Source organism: Rubrivirga sp. (assembly GCF_965213695.1).
Classification (GTDB): Bacteria; Bacteroidota; Rhodothermia; order Rhodothermales; family Rubricoccaceae; genus Rubrivirga.
Genome location: NZ_OZ243912.1, coordinates 2403571 through 2420075 on the forward strand (window position 1 = coordinate 2403571; position 16505 = coordinate 2420075).

The 16505-nt window shown below is 73.1% G+C and carries 17 protein-coding genes; 12 read left to right on the forward strand and 5 right to left on the reverse strand.

What is annotated here, in order from left to right:
* The first annotated feature begins 39 nt into the window (after positions 1-39).
* Positions 40-906 carry a TraB/GumN family protein gene (locus ACOOHE_RS10585; RefSeq protein ID WP_420454053.1) on the forward strand — a complete coding sequence of 289 codons (867 nt, stop codon included), beginning with the start codon at positions 40-42 and terminating at the stop codon, positions 904-906.
* Between the two features lie 115 nt (positions 907-1021).
* Here ACOOHE_RS10585 and ACOOHE_RS10590 read toward each other — a convergent pair whose 3' ends face one another.
* From ACOOHE_RS10590 to asd, 3 genes are all read right to left on the reverse strand, one after another.
* Positions 1022-2212: an ATP-binding protein gene (locus ACOOHE_RS10590; RefSeq protein ID WP_420454054.1), complete on the reverse strand. Its 1191-nt coding sequence runs from the start codon at positions 2210-2212 to the stop codon at positions 1022-1024.
* Between the two features lie 203 nt (positions 2213-2415).
* Positions 2416-2919, reverse strand: coding sequence for a GNAT family N-acetyltransferase (locus tag ACOOHE_RS10595; RefSeq protein WP_420454055.1), 504 nt, complete (start codon positions 2917-2919; stop codon positions 2416-2418).
* On the reverse strand, positions 2916-3995 hold the full coding sequence (gene asd / locus ACOOHE_RS10600; protein WP_420454056.1) for an aspartate-semialdehyde dehydrogenase: 1080 nt from the start codon (positions 3993-3995) through the stop codon (positions 2916-2918). The genes ACOOHE_RS10595 and asd overlap by 4 nt, the downstream gene beginning before the upstream one ends.
* A gap of 173 nt (positions 3996-4168) precedes the next feature.
* On the opposite strand from asd, the gene folD reads away from it, so the two are divergent.
* The 5 genes from folD (at position 4169) to ACOOHE_RS10625 (ending at position 9745) form a co-directional block, all read left to right on the forward strand.
* Positions 4169-5044 (forward strand): bifunctional methylenetetrahydrofolate dehydrogenase/methenyltetrahydrofolate cyclohydrolase FolD, encoded by an 876-nt coding sequence (gene folD / locus ACOOHE_RS10605; protein WP_420454057.1) that lies wholly within the window; start codon positions 4169-4171, stop codon positions 5042-5044.
* Positions 5044-6066 carry a mechanosensitive ion channel family protein gene (locus tag ACOOHE_RS10610; protein WP_420454058.1) on the forward strand — a complete coding sequence of 341 codons (1023 nt, stop codon included), beginning with the start codon at positions 5044-5046 and terminating at the stop codon, positions 6064-6066. Before folD ends, ACOOHE_RS10610 begins: the two co-directional genes overlap by 1 nt.
* Before the next feature lie 300 nt (positions 6067-6366).
* Positions 6367-7116 (forward strand): DUF481 domain-containing protein, encoded by a 750-nt coding sequence (locus ACOOHE_RS10615; protein WP_420454059.1) that lies wholly within the window; start codon positions 6367-6369, stop codon positions 7114-7116.
* Between the two features lie 150 nt (positions 7117-7266).
* Entirely contained in the window at positions 7267-8121 is an 855-nt protein-coding gene (locus ACOOHE_RS10620; RefSeq protein WP_420454060.1) for an SDR family oxidoreductase, read from the forward strand.
* A gap of 67 nt (positions 8122-8188) precedes the next feature.
* Positions 8189-9745 (forward strand): GMC oxidoreductase, encoded by a 1557-nt coding sequence (locus ACOOHE_RS10625; protein ID WP_420454061.1) that lies wholly within the window; start codon positions 8189-8191, stop codon positions 9743-9745.
* An 81-nt stretch (positions 9746-9826) separates the two neighbouring features.
* Here ACOOHE_RS10625 and ACOOHE_RS10630 read toward each other — a convergent pair whose 3' ends face one another.
* Together ACOOHE_RS10630 and ACOOHE_RS10635 are read right to left on the reverse strand one after the other, a co-directional pair.
* Complete coding sequence (locus ACOOHE_RS10630; RefSeq protein ID WP_420454062.1) at positions 9827-10042, reverse strand: type II toxin-antitoxin system HicA family toxin; 216 nt, start codon at positions 10040-10042, stop codon at positions 9827-9829.
* A complete protein-coding gene (locus ACOOHE_RS10635; RefSeq protein WP_420454063.1) occupies positions 10039-10239 on the reverse strand; it encodes a type II toxin-antitoxin system HicB family antitoxin in 201 nt (66 codons plus the stop codon). Before ACOOHE_RS10635 ends, ACOOHE_RS10630 begins: the two co-directional genes overlap by 4 nt.
* Before the next feature lie 105 nt (positions 10240-10344).
* Here ACOOHE_RS10635 and ACOOHE_RS10640 point away from each other — a divergent pair, with 105 nt between their 5' ends.
* The 6 genes from ACOOHE_RS10640 to ACOOHE_RS10665 all read left to right on the forward strand — a co-directional run bounded on the left by ACOOHE_RS10640 (position 10345) and on the right by ACOOHE_RS10665 (position 16383).
* Positions 10345-10515 (forward strand): GMC oxidoreductase, encoded by a 171-nt coding sequence (locus ACOOHE_RS10640; protein WP_420457617.1) that lies wholly within the window; start codon positions 10345-10347, stop codon positions 10513-10515.
* 65 nt (positions 10516-10580) lie between these two features.
* Entirely contained in the window at positions 10581-12044 is a 1464-nt protein-coding gene (zwf, locus tag ACOOHE_RS10645; protein WP_420454064.1) for a glucose-6-phosphate dehydrogenase, read from the forward strand.
* A 109-nt stretch (positions 12045-12153) separates the two neighbouring features.
* Positions 12154-12900 (forward strand): 6-phosphogluconolactonase, encoded by a 747-nt coding sequence (gene pgl / locus ACOOHE_RS10650; RefSeq protein WP_420454065.1) that lies wholly within the window; start codon positions 12154-12156, stop codon positions 12898-12900.
* A gap of 198 nt (positions 12901-13098) precedes the next feature.
* Positions 13099-14388: a DUF2851 family protein gene (locus ACOOHE_RS10655; protein WP_420454066.1), complete on the forward strand. Its 1290-nt coding sequence runs from the start codon at positions 13099-13101 to the stop codon at positions 14386-14388.
* Positions 14389-14462: 74 nt separating this feature from the next.
* Positions 14463-15473 carry a polyprenyl synthetase family protein gene (locus ACOOHE_RS10660; protein ID WP_420454067.1) on the forward strand — a complete coding sequence of 337 codons (1011 nt, stop codon included), beginning with the start codon at positions 14463-14465 and terminating at the stop codon, positions 15471-15473.
* A 169-nt stretch (positions 15474-15642) separates the two neighbouring features.
* Positions 15643-16383 carry an MBL fold metallo-hydrolase gene (locus tag ACOOHE_RS10665; protein WP_420454068.1) on the forward strand — a complete coding sequence of 247 codons (741 nt, stop codon included), beginning with the start codon at positions 15643-15645 and terminating at the stop codon, positions 16381-16383.
* Positions 16384-16505: the final 122 nt, after the last annotated feature.

A 16505-nucleotide genomic window follows, 5' to 3' on the forward strand; every position in this document is an offset into this window, starting at 1 on the left:
CGCCCAGGCCGCATATTGGGTCGCCCCGCCTCTACGCCTATGCGCCGCCTCGTTGCCCTCTCGCTCGCCCTCGGCCTGGCCGCGAGCGTGGCCGCCCAGGTCGACGCCCGGCGGCCGCCGCTCTACGTCGTCGAGCACGACGGGGCCAAGGTGTACCTGTTGGGGTCGGTCCACGTCCTGCCCGAGGGGGCCCTCCCCCTGCCGCGCCACGTCGAGGCCCTGTACGCGGCGGCCTCGGTCGTCGCCTTCGAGATCGACTTGGCCGAGGCCACCACTCGCGTCGGCGACCTGATGGGCGCGGCGACCGACGAGGCGCTCCTGCGCGACGTGCTCGACGACGCCCAGCGCGACTCGCTCGCCGTGTCGCTCCGGTCGTTCGGCGTGCCCGAGACGGCGTTCGACGGGTTCGAGCCGTGGTTCGCCGGCATGAGCTACGGGATGCTCACGCTCCAGCACGACGACCGGGTCTACGGCGAGGGCGTCGACGCCTACTTGTTCTCCCGGGCGGAGATCGATGGGAAAGAGCTCGTGGCGCTCGAGACGCTCGACGACCAGATCGCCGCGTTCGACGACCTCTCCGACGCGAGCCAGGTCGCCTACCTCATGGGCCTCGTCGGCAGCGCGGACCAGGCGGGGACCACGTTCGCCGCGCTGCTCGACGCCTGGGCCTCGGGCGACGAGGACCGCCTGAGCGCCGTCCTGAGCGACGAGCTGTCGCACCCCGAGGTGTTCGAGTCCCTGCTCGTCCGCCGGAACCGGGCGTGGATTCCGGGCCTGCTGGACCTGCTGGACCGCCCCGGCGAGGTGTCGCTCGTCGTCGTCGGCGCGGGCCACCTCGTCGGGCGCGGCAACGTGGTGGCGCTGCTCCGCGAGGCCGGGTTCAAGGCCCGGCGGATCACAGGGTGAGTGCGTTCGTTGCGTCAGTGAGCACGACGGGGGCCGGAGCCATCCAACACGCGAGTCGAACTGCACGTCTTTTCCGAGCCGACCGGGAGACGCACGGACCCCCAACGCGCCAGCTCTACGCAGCGTCGAGCGGCGTCACCAGCAGGCCCGTCGACCGGCCGTGCATGGCGTCGCGGAGCGCGAACGCCAGCGTCGTCAGGACGAGGGTCGCGTTGCCGTTGGCCTCGATGGCGTCGGTCGCCTGGGCGACGACGGCGGCCATCGCGTCGAGATCGGCCGCGGGCAGCGCGGCCACGAACCGGTGGACGGCCTCGGCCTGGTCCACGTTGACGAGCCGGGCGTCGGCCCCGGCGGCCCGGGCCAGGACCAGGTCGCGGACCCACAGGGCCACCAGGTCCAGCCACCCCTTGATCGCCTCGCGACCGCCCGACGCCGCCTGCTGGACGACCGGCGCCACCACGTCGGCGCGGCCCGTGTAGGCCTTGCGGACGAAGTCGAGCGCGAGCGCCCGCTGCTCCTGCACGCTCGCGCTGCCCCACACCTCGAGCGCCCGGGTGTACGACCCGTCCGCCATCCGGGCGACGACGCCGGCTTGGCCCGCCGGGACGCCGGCTCGGGCGACGAGGGCCGCCTCGATGGCCTCGGGCGGGAGCGGGTCGAACCGGACGCGCTGGCACCGCGACAGGATCGTCGGCAACACGTTCTCGACCCGCTCGGCGGTCAGGACCAGGACCACGTCGGGGCCCGGCTCTTCGAGCAGCTTGAGCAGCGAGTTGGCCGCGCCCTCCCGCATCGCGTCCGCGTCGGTCAGCACGCCGACGACGTGGCGGCCCTCGACGGGCACGAACGTCATGTCGCGGCGGAGGAAGTCGTTCGTCGGGCGCCGCCGGTGCTCGACTTGCTTTTTGCTCGGCCCGTCGTCGCCGAGCGCGCCGCGCTGGCGGTAGTCGACCGGCGCGTAGGGCTCGGCCGCGAGCGCCGCCAGCCGCTCGGCGTAGTCGCCCGGCCGCTCGTCCTTGTCGGCCGCCTTGCTGACCTTGGGGAACGGGAGGTAGACGTGGAGGTCCGGGTGGATGAGCCGGGCCGCCTTGGTGCAGGCGAGGCACGTCCCGCAGGCGTCGGCCTCGGGTCCGCCCGGCCGGCCGCGCCGCTCGCACAAGAGCGCCTGGGCGAACGCGAGCGCCGCCGCGCGGGGGCCGGACCCCGCCGGCCCGTGGAACAGGTACGTGTGGGCGACGCGCCCGTGCGCGAGCGCCTGCGCGAGGACGCCGACGGCGCGGTCTTGGCCGATGACCCGGCTCAGCATGGGGATGAGTGTGGGGAGTCGGGGAAGGGTACGGGCGACCGGGGCCGACTGGGTACCACTGATGCCAGTTCGCTGAGGTCGGCGGGCGGCCCGGGGCGTTCTCGATGCGTGATCCGTGATGCGTGACTCTCATCGGGGAGGGTCACGCATCACGGATCACGAGTCCTCGATCTGGAACCTGCTAGGGTCGTCGTGTCGCCGCACTAGCGCCTGGCTCCGCCCTTGTCGACCGCGTCCCCCAGCCCCACCGTGACCGTGACCGAGTAGTCGTCGGCGCCGGCCCGAGCCCAGAACGCGCGGCCGGCGGCGTTCGCCGCGAGGACGCCGGCCTGGAGTTGGGCCGCCCCCTCGGCCCGGCCCCAGGACCGGGCGTGGTCGAGGAGCGCTCGCCCGGTCCCGACTCCGCGCGCCTCCGGCATCACGTAGAGGTCGGCCACGTGGACCAGTAGATGCTCGCGGTAGAGCGGCGCCGGCTGGTAGAGGTGGGCCGTCAGCAGGCCGACGGGGCGACCGGCGTCCAAGGCGAGCCACACGCGGCTGCCCTCCGACCGCGTCCAGTCGCGGAAGTCGGTCGACCACCGGGCCGCCGCGTCGTCGGCGAGCCGGTAGCGCGGGTCGAGCGCTTGGTGCTCGCGGTGGAGCGCGGTCCACAACGCCAGCGCCGGTGCGAGGTCGGACGGACGGGCCAGGCGGACGAACGCGCTCACGCGGCCTCGGCCGTCGCTCGGCGCCCGATCCGGCCGTCGGCCGCCAGCAGCTCGGCGTTGAGAACGGCCCCGCCGGCCGCGCCGCGGACCGTGTTGTGGCTCAGCACGACGAACTTGACGCCGAGCACCGGGCAGTCCTGGATTCGGCCGACCGTCACCGTCATCCCACCGCCCAAGTGGACGTGCGTTCGGGGCTGAGGGGCCGCCGGGTCGTCGGTGACCAGGATCGGCGTCTCGGGCGCCGTCGGGAGGTCGCGGCCGTGGAGGGGGCTCCGCCACTCGCGGAGCACGGCGGCGACGTCGGCGGCGCTCGGCCCGCCGGTCAGCCGGACTGAGACGGCTTCGAGGTGGCCGTCGATGACGGGCACGCGGTTGCACTGGGCCGAGACGACGACCGGGGCCATCTCGACACCGTCGGGCCCCAGCGTGCCGAGCAGCTTGCGCGTCTCGACGGCCATCTTCTCCTCCTCGCCCCCGATGAACGGGACCACGTTGCCCAGCGCGTCGAGCGACGCGACGCCGGGGTAGCCGGCCCCGCTCAGCGCCTGCATCGTGACCACGTGGACGGCTTCGACGCCGAAGGCGTCGTCGAGCGGCTTGAGCGCCATCACGAGCCCGACCGTCGAGCAGTTCGGGTTCGTGACGATGAACCCGCCAGAGGGCGCCCCGTCGGCGCCAGTCCAGGACTGGCGGTCGATCAAAGCCACGTGGCCCGGGTTGACCTCGGGGATGAGGAGCGGGACCGTCGGGTCGAGCCGGAAGTTGCGCGCGTTCGAGACCACGGCGTAGCCGCGCCGCGCCCAGTCGGCCTCGACGTCGCCGGCCACGCTCGCGTCGAGGCCGGAAAAGACGACGTCGGCGTCGGGCGCCGCGTCGACGCCCTCGACCACCAGGCCGCCGATGCGCTCGTCGAGCGGCTCGGCCTGGAGCCAACGCGCGGCCTCCCGGTACGGCTTGCCCGCCGACCGCTCCGAGGCGACGAGCGAGACGACCTCGAACTGGGGGTGACGGGACAGGAGCCGGACGAACGTCTGGCCGACGGCGCCGGTGGCGCCCAGGATGGCTGCGCGAAGCATGAGGGGGGTGAGCGGGGTGGGCAGGTCCCGCGAGTCCAGCGGGTTCGGACAAGGTCACCGCTGGCGGCACCGCGCGCCAGGGCCGCGTGTGGAGAAACCGGCCAAACCTGCGCGACCCGCCCAACAGGCCAAACCCCTACCTCTAGTTTCACGCCTCCGCCTCTCCCTCCCCCATGGCCCACCTTATCGACGGAACCGCCGTCGCCGCCGCCGTCCGCGCCGAGGTGGCCGAGGGCGCCGCCGCGTTCGCCGCCGCGCACGGCCGCCGGCCCGCGCTCCGCGTCGTGCTCGTGGGCGAGAACCCCGCGAGCCAGTCGTACGTCCGCGCCAAGGCCCGGGCCGCGGGCCAAGCCGGCATCGACGCCGAGACGCTGCTCCGCCCCGCCGACTTCTCGCAGGCCGACCTGCTCGCGCTCATCGCCGACCTCAACGCCGACCCGGCCGTCGACGGGATCTTGGTCCAGCTCCCCCTGCCCGAGCACGTCGACGAGGCGGCTGTGACCCGCGCCATCGACCCGGACAAGGACGTCGACGGGTTCCACCCCGAGAACGTCGGGCGGCTCGTCTTGGGCGAGGACACCCTCGAACCGTGCACGCCGGCCGGCATCGTCGAGCTGCTGCGCCGGACCGGCGTCGAGACGACGGGCGCCCACGCCGTCGTGCTCGGCCGGAGCAACATCGTCGGCAAGCCGATGGCGTCGCTCCTGCTCCGGCGCGGGCTCGACTGCACCGTGACGGTCTGCCACAGCCGGACGCGCGACGTGGACGCGATCACGCGCCAGGCCGACATCCTGGTCGCGGCCATCGGCCGGGCCGAGTTTGTGACCGCCGACATGGTCAAGCCCGGGGCGACGGTCATCGACGTGGGGATCAACCGGGTCGAGGACGAGAGCCGCGAGCGGGGCTACCGGCTGGTGGGCGACATCGACTTCGACGCGGTCTCCGAGGTGGCCGGCGCGATCACGCCCGTGCCCGGCGGCGTCGGCCCGATGACGATCGCGATGCTGCTCGCCAACACGCTCCGGGCCGCCGAGCGCCGGGCGACGTGATGCAGGCCGCCGACTCGGTCGCGCTCGACTCGCTCGCCGCCGACTCGCTCCGCGCCGCGCCCGACACGGTCGTGGTCGACACGACGACCGGCGTGGGCGGGCTGTCGCGCGACGTCGGCGTGGCGGCCGAGGCGTTGGGGAAGGGCCGGTTCGAGGACGCCGCGAGCATCCTGACCGAGTCGCTCCTCGAGTTCCTCTACGAGAACCTGCTGCCGGCCGTGCTCACGGCCGTGCTGCTCTGGGTCGTGCTCCGGGTCACGATGGGCGTGACGCGGCGGGCGCTCAGCCGCTCGAAGCGGATCGACGCGGGCGTCCAGCAGCTCATCCTCCGGTTCACGCGGTTCGTGATCGTGGCCATCGGCGTCGTCGCCGTGCTCGACGAGCTGGGGATCGCCGTGGCCCCGTTCATCGCCGGGCTCGGGATCGCCGGCATCGCGCTCGGGTTCGCGGCCCAGGACACGGTCCAGAACCTCATCGCCGGCATCACGATCCTGCTCGACCGGCCGTTCCACGTCGGCGACAACATCGAGCTCCATGACACCTTCGGGACCGTCGAGGAGATCACGCTCCGGACGACGCGGATCCGCACGCTCGACAACCAGATGGCGATCCTGCCGAATGCGAACGTGATCTCGGAGCGGATCATCAACCACTCGATGTTGCGGGCGCTCCGGGTGCTCGTCCCGTTCGGGATCGCGTACAAGGAGGACCCGACGGCGGCCCGCGAGGTCGTGCTCGCCCTCACCGAGGGCGACCCCCGGATCCACCCGGACTACGCCCCGGCCGTCGTCGTGACCGAGTTGGGCGACTCGTCGGTAAACATGGAGCTGCGGCTCCACCTCAAGGACCCCCAGCTCGAGGTCCCGATCCGGTTCGAGTACCAGGAGAAGGTGTTCCACGCGCTCAAGGCGGCCGGCATCGAGATCCCGTTCCCCCACCTCCAGCTGTTCGTCGACGAGGCGAAGGCGTTCGAGGGCTCGCGGCTGCTGGGGCCGGCGGGAAGCGGAGAGGGTGGAGAGTAGCGGGTGGGAGGCGGTCCTCGATGGTCGGGGTGGAGGGCCGCGTCAGCATCGCTTCCGGGGCCCGTCCGGGCCAGCCCCCCCGTCCGGGCGCCCATCGCTCCGCTCAAGGGCGGCCGGACTGTCCCCCTTCGAGGGGGACAGCGTTCCGAGCGGGGAGCCCTTCGGCTCCGCTCAGGACAGGCTCCGCGACCGGCCGGGAAGCGGGGGGTCTGCGGGGTGGACCGTGCTCGGACTGGAGCGGGCCGGCCTCGACCGTCCGCCAGCCTCCCCTATTCTCCACCCTCCATCCTCGACTCGTCCGTGCGCCTCGCCCTGCTCGTCCTCCTCGCGGCCTCGGCCAGCGCCCAGGTCAACACCGAGCGGATGCGGCGGCAGCTCGCCGACGACGGCCTGTTCGTCACCGTCGACGCGGCGGCGTCGCTGGCGACGGGGAACACGGACTTCCTCCAGATCGGGCTCGGGGGCTGGATGGACCTCCGGTTCGGCGAGAACACGGCGTTCCTGATCGGCCGGCTCGACCTGGCCCAAAGCGACGAGCGGGCGTTCGTCGACCAGTCGTTCGCGCACGTCCGCCACAACCGGACGCTGGCGCCGCGCGTGGTCGCCGAGTCGTTCGTCCAGGTCCAGCGGAACCGCCAGGAGCGGCTCGACACCCGGGCGCTGCTCGGGGCCGGGCTCCGGGTCGAGGTCGTCCAGCGGGACTCGCTCGGGCTCGCCGTCGGCGTCACGCCGATGTTCGAGCGCGAGGTGCTCGATGAGGCGCTCGGGGGCACCCAGGACGCCGTCGGCCGGGTCAGCTCGTACGTCGCGGGGCGCGTGACGCTGGCCTCCGGCACCGCGCTGACGGCGACCACCTACGTCCAGCCCCGGGTGAGCGCGCCGGGCGACCTCCGCGTGCTCAGCCAACTCTCGCTGGACGTCGGCCTGACGCGGTTCCTCAAGCTCCGCATCCGCGCCGACCTCCGCTACGACAGCCGGCCGCCGCCGGAGGTGGAGACGACGGACCTCCGGATCGAGAACGGGCTCGTGTTCGTGTTTCCAGCGGGCTGAAAGAGGTCGGGCCGTAGCCGCGTCGGGGAGGCTCGCCGCGAGCCCGGGTCAGGGGTTTCCCGTCCCTGACCACCGGGGGACGCCGGAGCCCCTTTCAGGAAACCCTGAAAGTTGGGCCCGGGTTGAGCGGCTCCATCCGATCCGTCCCCCATGCCTGACCTCTCCACCCGCACGGCCCTCGTCACGGGCGCGTCGACGGGCATCGGCCGCGCCATCGCGGTCGAGCTCGCGCGCTGCGGCGCGACCGTCGCCATCGACTACCCGTTCGAGCGCGAGCGAGACAACGCCGAGGAGACCCGCCGGCTCGTCCGCGAGGCCACGCGGGCGTACGCCGCCGACCCGGGCCGAGACGACGCCGACGTGTCGTCGGACAACGGCCTCCTCGTCCGTGCCGACGTGACGCGCGTGGCCGAGATCGAGTCCATGTTCGAGACGGTCGCCGAGGCGTACGGCCCGGTCGACCTCCTCGTCAACAACGCCGGGATCCAGGTCGAGGAGCCGGCCAGCCACAAGACGACGGCCGAGGACTTCGACGAGGTGATGGACGTCAACCTCCGGGGTGCGTTCCTGTGCGCGCGCCAGGCCATCCGCGGGTTCCTCGACCTCCCCGAGCGCGACGGCAGCAGCCGCGGCGTCATCGTCAACGTGTCGAGCGTCCACGAGGTGATCCCCCGGCCCAAGTTCCTGAGCTACGCCGTCTCGAAGTTCGGGATGCGCGGGCTGACGCAGACGCTGGCGCTCGAGTACGCCGACCGCGGGATCCGGGTCAACAGCTTGGCCCCGGGCGCGACCCGGACGCCGATCCAGAGCTGGGTCGACGACCCCCAAGCGACTCAGACCGTCGCCGACCACATCCCGATGGGCCGCGTCGCCGAGCCCGAGGAGATGGCCCGGATCGCCGCCTTCCTCGCCTCCGACGACGCCTCGTACGTCACCGGCCAGACCCTCTTCGCCGACGGCGGGCTCACGCTCTACGCCGACTTCCAGACGCCGTGGAGCGGCTAGTGGGTGGTGGGTGAAGGAAAACGGGTGAGAAGCCCTCCCCTCACCCGTTCCCCCTCACTCATCACCCATGTACGACCTCTGCATCATCGGAGCCGGCGTCGGCGGCGGCGCGCTCGCCCACGCGCTGGCGCCGACCGGCACCCGGATCCTGCTCTTGAACCGGCTCGGCCCGCTCCCCCGCGAGGCCGACAACTGGGACCCCCGCAAGCTGTTCGCCCACGACCTCTACAAGGCCGACGAGCGCTGGACGGACGACGCGACCGGCGACCGCTTCCGGCCGGGCATGTACTACTGGCTCGGCGGCAACAGCAAGGTCTACGGGTCGGCGCTTTTGCGGAACCGGCCTCAAGACTTCGGCGATCTCGCGACGCTCGACGGCGTCTCGCCCGCGTGGCCGATCTCGTACGCCGACCTCGCGCCGTTCTACGACCGCGCCGAGGCCGTCTACCACGTCCACGGCGACCGCGGGGCCGACCCGTTCGAGCCGCCGGCCGACGGCCCGTTCCCCCACCCGCCGATCCCCCACGACGACCGGATCGCCGAGGTGGCCGAGGGCCTGCGCCACCAGGGCCTCCGGGCGTTCGACTTGCCGATGGGCGTCAAGTACAGCCACGAGGACCCCGGCGGCGGCGCGTTCGTGCTGCGCGAGACGTTCGAGGCGATGGGACGCGCCGCCTTCGACGGCTACCCCGACCTCTTGCACCTCAAGGCCGACGCCGAGACGGCCACCATCGCGCCCGCCGCCACGTTCGAGAACGTCGACGTGGCGCGTGCCGACGTGACCCGGATCGTGGCCGACCCCGGGGGCCGGACCGTGACCCACGTCGAGGCCACGGTCAACGGCGAGCCCACGACGTTCCGGGCCGACGTGTTCGCGCTGTGCGCGGGCGCCATCAACTCGGCCGCGTTGCTGCTCCGGTCGGCGTCGGACCGGCACCCGGACGGGCTGGCGAACTCGTCGGGCGCCGTCGGGCGCCACTTCATGCGGCACGTGACGTCCAAGTTTTACACGGTTGCCAGCGGCACGCCCAATCCGACGCGGTTCCAAAAGACGCTGGCCGTCAACGACTTCTACTTCGGCGTCCCCGGCGACCCGACGTGGGACGGGGTCCCGCTCGGCCACGTCCACTTGATGGGGAAGCACGCGGGCTGGCAGATCCTGCGGGACTTGGGCCCAGACGTCCTGACGCCGGACCAAGCCGACGCCCTCGCCGCCCACTCGGTCGACTGGTGGGTCCAGACCGAGGACCTCCCGCTCGAAGACAACCGGATCACGCTCGGGCCCGACGGCGGGATCCGCATCCGTTACACCCAGACAAACCGGGCCGCGCACGAGCACCTGATGGACCGGCTGGAAACGGCGCTCCGGGCCATCGGCTTCGACCGCTTCCTCCGCGTCCCGATGCCGCTGGCGGTCGTGAACCACCAGTGCGGGACGTGCCGGATGGGGACCGACCCGGCCGCGAGCGTCGTGGACCCGCAGGGCCGGGCGCACGACCTCGACAACCTGTTCGTCGCCGACGCCAGCGTCTTCCCGTCGTCGTCGGCCTCGAACCCGACGCTGACGATCGCGGCCAACGCCTTCCGCGTGGCCGACCACCTCGCGAGCGACGTGCTGGGGTAGAGCCGCCAGCCCGTCGACCCGTGGGTTCTGGTCAGGGCTCTGCGAGGCCGGTGGACGAGCCTTCGCTGCACGTTCCCCAGATCAGAGGTCGTTCGGAGTCAGCCCCGTCCGTTTCGCCACGCGCGAGAGCATCTTGGGCCCGACCTCTACGCCGTCGTGGAACGCGAACACGAAGTCCGGCCACCCCTCCCGCTCCAGCACCTTGTGCGAGCCTCCGGCCTCACGCTTGACGCTCCACCCGAGTTTCAGCAGCGCACGGAGCAGCTTTCGCGCCTTGACAGAACCGAACGAGCTCACGCGGCCATCGAAAACAGCGGCGCGATGTCGGGGACGTCCTCGCCGTGGTCGAGCCGGTCCGCAATCGCTCGGAGCGCGAGCGCCTTTGCGTGGGCTGCGGCCTCGTCGCGGGAGTCGCCGTACGCCATCGCGCCGGGCAGCTCCACCACCTCCGCCAGCCAGCGGCCGTCGTCCTCGCGGTCGATCTCGATCGTCATAGCGTCCTCGGTCGGGTTGTCCAATCTACCAAACGCCTGGCGCCCGGATGCTGAGCGACCCGGACCGTTCCGCTGCGCCGTCAGCGTTTTGGGCTCGTCCGAACGCTGGCGCTCCGCAGCTCTGTCGACCCGCAAGGTCGGGCGTACGACCTAGACAACCAGCGTTTGGCGGACGCGAGCGTCTTCCTCGCATCCGCGGCCACCAACCCGACGCTGATGATCGTGGCCAACGCCTTCCGGGTGGCTGGCTACCTCGCGAGCGACGTGCTGGGGTGAGGGACCGGGGGCGCGGCGAACCGTGGCGGCGGTCGGACATTCACCCGGCCCTTGCCCTCTCCCCGATGGACCCGCACCTGTTCGTCCTCTTCGGCGCCACCGGCGACCTCGCGGCGGTCAAGCTGTTCCCCGCCCTCTACCACGTCACGACGCGCGACGGCGCGCCCGAGCCCGCCATCGTCGGCGTCGGGCGGTCGGACTGGGACGACGGCCGGCTCCAGGACGCGGCGGTCGAGGCCATCACCGAGAGCGGGGTCGAGGAGAAGGAGGCGCGGGCCTGGGCCGAGGGCGCGCTCCGCTACGCCCGCGTCGCGGGCTACGACGACCTCTCCGACGTGTTCGAGACGGCCGAAGCCCTCGAAACCGAGCGCGGCCTGAGCGGCAACCGCGTCTACTACCTCGCGCTCCCGCCGTCGGCGTTCGCCGGGACCATCGCGGCGCTCGGCGAGCACGAGGCCGAGCGGGGCACGGTCGGCGAGCACCCGACGGCCGACGCCTGGGTCCGGCTCGTCATCGAGAAGCCGTTCGGGCACGACCTCGCGAGCGCGCGCGAGCTCAACGCCGTCGTCCACGAGCACTTCCCCGAGAACGCGGTCTACCGGATCGACCACTACCTGGGCAAGGAGACGGTCCAGAACCTGCTCGTTTTCCGGTTCGCGAATGCCTTCTTCGAGTCGGCGTGGAGCCGGCAGGACGTCGAGCGGGTCGAGATCACGGTCGCCGAGACGAACGACGCCGCCGGGCGGGCCGGCTACTTCGACGGGGTGGGGACGCTGCGCGACATGATCCAGAACCACCTGACCCAGCTGTTCTCGCTGACGGCGATGGAGCCGCCGGCCCGGCTCGACGCCGAGGGGATCCGCCGCGAGAAGATCAAGGTGCTCCGCTCGACCCGGACCGCGCGGTCCGACGAGGTCGTCCTCGGCCAGTACGGGCCGGGCCCCGACGACCCCGAGGGCTACGCCGACCACGAGGGCGTGGACGAGAGCTCCCAGACCGAGACGTTCGCGGCCGTCCGCCTCCACCTCGACAACTGGCGCTGGCAGGGCGTCCCGTTCGTCCTCCGCACGGGCAAGCGGATGGCCCAGCGCGTGTCCGAGATCGCCGTCGTGTTCCGGCGCCCGCCGGTCACCCTCTTTCAGAACACGGGCGACTGCGACCCGACGCCGAACGTGCTCCGCTTGCGGCTCCAGCCCAACGAGGGGTTCCGCCTGTCGTTCGACGTCAAGACGCCCGGCGACGGGTTCGGCGTCTCGACGCGCGAGCTGACGTTCCGCTACGAGGACACGTTCGGCGCGTTCCCCGACGCCTACGAGACGCTGCTCGCCGACATCGTCGAGGGCGACCCGACGCTGTTCGTCCACGCCGAGGAGGCCGAGGAGGCCTGGCGGATCTACCACGCGGTCCTCGACAACGCGGACATCGACGTCCACCCCTACGCCTCCCGCACCTGGGGCCCGGACCGAGCCGCCTCCCTCATCAAGGCGCCGTCGCCGGAGGAGGCCGGGGAGCCGGTCGAGAACTGTTGAAGGGTTCGGAGGTTGAGCAGGTGGGGCGGGTTCGGCCGGTTGCGCACGGCCCGCGCCGTCCCACTCGCCGAACCCGCCCGACCCGCTCCACCCGCCTAACCCTCCGGACATGACCGCCGAGATCGTCGTCCTCCCCTCGAAACGGGCCGTCGCCGACGCGCTGGCCGACCGGACCGCGACGGCGCTGCGAGCGGCGCTGGCCGAGAAGAACCGGGTGACGCTCTGCCTCACGGGCGGCTCGACGCCGGTCCCGGCCTACCAACGGCTGGCGACGGCCGAGGGGGTCGACTGGGCCCGCGTCCACGTGTTCTGGGGCGACGAGCGGTGCGTCCCGCCGGACCACGGCGAGAGCAACTTTGGCATGGCCGCCCATGCGCTCCTGGTCCCCGCGGGTGTCCCCGAGACGAACGTCCACAAGATGCCGGGGGCGTGCCCGCCGAAGGAGGGGGCCGCCGTCTACGAGCAGGCCCTCGAGCAGTTCTTCGGCGACGACTTGTGGTTTGACGTGCTCCACCTCGGGATGGGCGACGACGGCCACACGGCCTCGCTCTTCCCCGGCACGCCGGCCCTCGGCGTCACGGACCGCCGCGTGACGACGGGGACCGCCCCGCCCTCGGCCACCGTCCGCGACCGCCTCACGCTCACGCTGCCGACGCTCGGCCGGGCCGGCCTGTGCCTCATCGCGGCGGCCGGCGCCGGCAAGCGCGAGGCCTTCGCCGACGTGCTCGACGCCTACGACGGCGAGACGGAGGCGCAAGCGGAGCCGCCCCCCATCGCCCGCGTCGAGGGGACGCTGATCTGGCTCGTCGACCGCGACCTCGCCACCGGGCTTACCGAGGACGACGAGGAGGAGTAGGGAACCCACGTTGCGTCTGAACTGGAAGAGGCCGGAGGACCGGAGACGGAGGACCGGGGACCGGCTTCCCCGACGAGTTCCAGGCGGTCTTCCGTCCCCGGTCCTCGGTCCTGATGGACCCGAAGACCGGAGACACAACCTGGGTTAGTTAGATCGCGCGGGCCAGCGGGTCTAGGGAGGCCACCGCCCCCGCCCGCTATGGCCGACGCCCTCGTCCGCGAACCGCTCGTCGCCGAGCCGGCCGACCGGATCGCCCGCCTGCCCGAGGCCGCCATCCAGGACGCCTGGGTCCGCGGCCTCTTCTCGACTGACGGCCTGCGCACGACCGACGGCCAGCCGGTCCGCGTCCTGGACCGGGGCCGGCTCAACACCGACTCGGGCCCCGACGTCCGCGACGCCCGGGTCGAGGTCGGCGAGATCCTGTGGGCCGGCGACGTCGAGGTCCACACGACGAGCGCGGCGTGGGAAGCGCACGGCCACCACCGGGACCCGGCCTACGACCGCGTCGTGCTCCACGTGATCCTGGCGGCCGACCGGCGGACGGGGACGCTGCGGCGCGCCGACGGGTCGGCGTTGCCCGAGCTGGTGCTCTTGCCCCACCTCGACCGGTCGCTGCGGGCGCTCTTGCGCGCGTTCCACGTCGAGCCGACCGAGGCGCCCCGGTGCGCACCGCGCTGGGCCGAGGTGGACCCGGCGGTCGCGCGCGACTGGGTCCGCCACCTGGGCGCCGAGCGGCTGTGGGACCGGGCCCGCCAGCTCGGCCGGGCCTACGGGCGGAGGCCCGACCTCGACCGGCTGCTGGTCCGCCGGATGCTGCGGGCGCTGGGCTACGAGGCGAACGCCGACGCCTTCGAGACGCTGGCGGACCGGCTCCCGCTGGCGGCCCTCCGCGCCCTCGACGGGCCGGCGATCCACCAGGCGCTGCTCGCGGCGTCCGGCCTGGGACCGTCGGACCTTTTTGAGGACCCACCGGAAGCGGCCGTCGCGGTCGCGCCGATGCGGCCCCAAGCGTGGCGACGCGGGGGCCGTCCTGCGAACGCCCCGCTCCGGCGGATCGCCCAGGCCGCGGCGTGGCTCGCCCCGGGCGGCCCGCTCCGCCGCGACGCCGTCAACACCCTCGCCGACGCCCTCCGGCACGGGACCGACGCCGCGCTCGACCGGCTCCGTCCACCTCCGCCCGACGGCTCGCCCGCGCTCGGCCGCACCCGCGCCACCCGCGTCCTGGCCGACGCCGTGCTGCCGGTGCTGCTCCTCGACGCCGAGCAGCGGGAGGCGCCCGACCGCCAAGCCGCCGTCCTCGACGCCTATGGCGCGCTCCCCGCGGTGCCGGACCACGTGACGCGGCGGTTCGCCGACCTGGGGCTCACGCCCCGCTCGGCCGCCGAGGCCCAGGGCGTCCACCAGCTCGCGCGGGCGTACTGTGAGGAGGGCCGGTGCGCGCGGTGCGCCGTCGGGCAGGCGCTGTACCCGGCGCTCGGGCGGGTGTAGAATCGTCGGAGGAACGGGCGGCGGCGCAACCCAGCGCCGAGCGGTACGTTCTTTCACTCCCGACTGAAAACCCCGTGCCCGTCACGCTCGCCCCCCTGTCCGACACCGCGCCCGTCGGGCTCAAGGCCATCCAGGCGCCCGTGGCCGACGACCTCAAGGTGTTCCGCCGGCACTTCCGCGACGCGATGCGGTCGCGCGTCCGCCTGCTCGACACCGTCGTCCAGTACCTGTTGAAGCGGAAGGGGAAGCAGATCCGGCCAACGTTGGTCCTCTTGTCGGCCGAGCTCGCCGGCGGGATCACCGAGCGGAGCTACCGGGGCGCCGCGCTCGTCGAGCTCCTGCACACGGCGACGCTCGTCCACGACGACGTGATCGACGAGGCCGAGACCCGGCGCGGCGTGGCGTCGATCAACGCGCTGTGGAAGAACAAGGCCGGCGTCCTGTTGGGCGACTACCTCCTGTCGCGCGGGCTCCTGCTCGCGCTCGACGCCGGCGATTACGACCTGCTCCACATCACGTCCGACGCGGTCCGCCGGATGTCGGAGGGCGAGCTGCTCCAGCTCGAGACGGCCCGGCGGCTCGACATGACCGAGGACCGCTACTTCCAGATCATCGCCGACAAGACGGGCTCGCTCATCGCCGCGTGCCTCGCGGCCGGCGCGGCCTCGGCCGGGGCCGACGACGAGACCGTCGCCCGGGCCAAGGCCATCGGCGAGACCATCGGGCTCGCGTTCCAGATCCGCGACGACCTCTTCGACTACGACCCGGACGCGGCGGCCGGCAAGCCGGTCGGGCTCGACCTCCAGGACCGCAAGCTCACGCTCCCGCTCATCCTGGCCCTCGACCGCGCCGACGGGCCGACCCGCAAACACGTTCGCCGGATCGTCCGCCGCCGCAAGAAGAGCCGGGCGGACGTGGCCGAGGTCGTCGCGTTCGTCACGGCGTCGGGCGGGCTGGCCGCGGCCCGTGCGCGGATGGAGGCCCTAGCCGCCGACGCCGCCGACGCACTCCGCGAATTCCCGCCGTCGGAGGCCCGGGACGCGCTCGTCGGGCTGTGCGCCTACGTCGTCGCCCGGAAGGCGTGACTCCCGAGCCCGGTGGGTCCGGTACCCAGTCCGGGTGGAGCGTGTGGGCACGGGGGAGTGGGACGAGGCCGCCGTCCACACGCCGCCCGACTCGGTTTCCGCCGCCCCACGCCGATTCCATGTGCGCGGCGTCCGGGGGGAGCGCTAGACTCCGCTTTCCCCAGTCCCCATGACGGCCCACCTCCTCGGCACCGGCTCCGCCCACGCCGGCCCCGACCGCACGACGACGATGCTGGCGATCGAGCACGCCGGCCACCTGATCCTGGTCGACTGCGGCGGCGACGCGGTCCTGCGGATGGTCGCCTGCGGGCTCGACCCCCTCGCGCTCGACGCCCTCGTGCTCACGCACGAGCACCCGGACCACCTCTCCGGCTTCCCGCTCCTGCTGGAGAAGCTGTGGCTGATGGGCCGCCGCGAGCCGCTCGACATCTACGGCCCGGCGGCGACGTTGGAGAAGGCGCGGGCGCTGTTCGCCGTGTTCGACACGCACAAGTGGACCGGCCTGCCCGAGCGCCGCTACCACCCGGTCGCGCTCGACGCCGGGGCGCCGGTCGTCGACCTCGGCGGGTTCCGGATTTCGGCGACGCCGGTCGACCACCCGGTCCCGACCATCGGGCTCCGGTTCGAGTCCGACGGCGTCTGCCTCGCGTACTCGTGCGACACGGCCTGGTCGGACGCCGTGGTCGAGTTGGCCCGCGATGCCCACGTCCTGATCCACGAGGGGACGGGCTCGCTCGCGGGCGTCCACAGCTCCCCGGAGGAGGCCGCCGACGTCGCCGCCCGGGCCGGCGCCGCCCGCCTCGTCCTGGTCCACGCCCCGTTCGACGCGACCGACGAGGGCTTGGCCGACGCCCGCCGGACGTTCGCGGCGACGGCCTGGGGCCACGACGGCGACCGGGTGGACGTGTAGGGGCCAGCGGCCCGTGGGATGGGGTCAGTGGCAGACCGTCGAGGACGACGGGGCGGAAGGAGTGAACCCCAATCCGGGAGGAGTGTGGGGGTATGGGAGGAGGGGGTGTCCTCTCCCACACT